At 62.3% G+C, this 1,225-nt stretch carries 2 protein-coding genes; both read left to right on the plus strand.

Annotation, left to right across the window (positions count from 1 at the left end; translation table 11 throughout):
• Window positions 1-177 precede the first annotated feature (177 nt).
• Window positions 178-570, plus strand: a complete 393-nt coding sequence (locus tag HX869_RS31295) for a protease inhibitor I42 family protein (RefSeq protein ID WP_003210413.1) — start codon at window positions 178-180, stop codon at window positions 568-570.
• A 1-nt stretch (window position 571) separates the two neighbouring features.
• Window positions 572-1,216 carry a lysoplasmalogenase gene (locus HX869_RS31300; RefSeq protein ID WP_178904191.1) on the plus strand — a complete coding sequence of 215 codons (645 nt, stop codon included), beginning with the start codon at window positions 572-574 and terminating at the stop codon, window positions 1,214-1,216.
• Window positions 1,217-1,225 lie beyond the last annotated feature (9 nt).

The raw sequence follows: 1,225 nt of genomic DNA on the forward strand, positions 1-1,225 counted from the left end.
GCCTCTTCGCGAGCAAGCCCGCTCCCACACTTGACCGAGTCCATGCTTTGGAATGCGGTCGAATGTGGGAGCGGGCTTGCTCGCGAAGAGGCCGGTGCAGCCAACACAACGCCATCTGTCACACCTTGTCTCATCTTCGGTTATGCTCGCCCTTCGTCGCCAAACAACGGAGCCCCCATGACCGCTGCCCGTCTGCTTCTCCCCCTGAGCCTTTGCCTGCTCGCCGCCTGCGCCAGTGCGCCGAAGCAAAACGTCACCGTGGAAAAACAGAGCGCCTGCCCGCTGCAACTCAAGACCGGGCAAAACCTGATCCTGACCCTGCCCAGCAATCCCACCACCGGTTACCGCTGGGCCATCCAGGACTCGGCCGGCGGCGTGCTGCGCAGCCTGAGCCCCGAGGTCTACAGCAACACCGACGACACCGGCGTGGTCGGCAGTGGCGGCCAATCCACCTGGCGCTTTCAGGCCTTCAACGCCGGCCAGGGCCGTTTGCGCCTCACCTCACAACAACCCTGGGAGCCTGAAGCTGAACCGGCCGAAACCTTCGACTGCGCCATTACGGTGAACTGATATGCCATGGATGATCCTTGCGTTGATGGGGGCGGTAACCTTTATCTACGGCCTGAGCACCCACGCCACCCTGCTCTGCCTGTTGGTAAAGCCATTGCCGGTACTGGCGCTGCTGGGCTGGCTGCATGATGCGCCGCCCACCGACTATCGACGCTGGGTCAGCCTGGGGCTGATTTTTTCCCTGGTGGGCGATGTGCTGCTGGCCTGGCCCGGCGACCTGTTCATCTTCGGCCTCGGTGCGTTTTTGTTCGCGCACCTGGCGTACCTGAAAGCCTACTTGAGCGACTGCCGCCGCCCGGCCATTTTGCCGCTGGTGTTGGCGCTGGTGGTGGGTGCGATCTTGCTGAGCATCCTGATTTCCCATGGCCTGGGCCCATTGCTGGTGCCGGTGGTGGTTTATGCACTGGTGATCAGCGCGATGCTGTGGCGAGCGCTGGCACGATTGGGCAGCGATGTACCCAAGCGCTCGGCATACCTGGCGGCCGCAGGTGCGGCGTCGTTCGTGTTTTCCGACACGCTGATCGGGATCAATCGGTTTGTGGTGGCGTTTGAAGCGGCGCCGTATTTGCTGATTGTCAGCTACTGGCTGGGGCAGTGGGGCATTACGGCCTCTTCCTTTCCTCAGAAAAAAACCGTCAACCTGTAGGAGCTGGCT

It is taken from the genome of Pseudomonas sp. P7779, from assembly GCF_013386315.1.
Taxonomy (GTDB): Bacteria; Pseudomonadota; Gammaproteobacteria; order Pseudomonadales; family Pseudomonadaceae; genus Aquipseudomonas.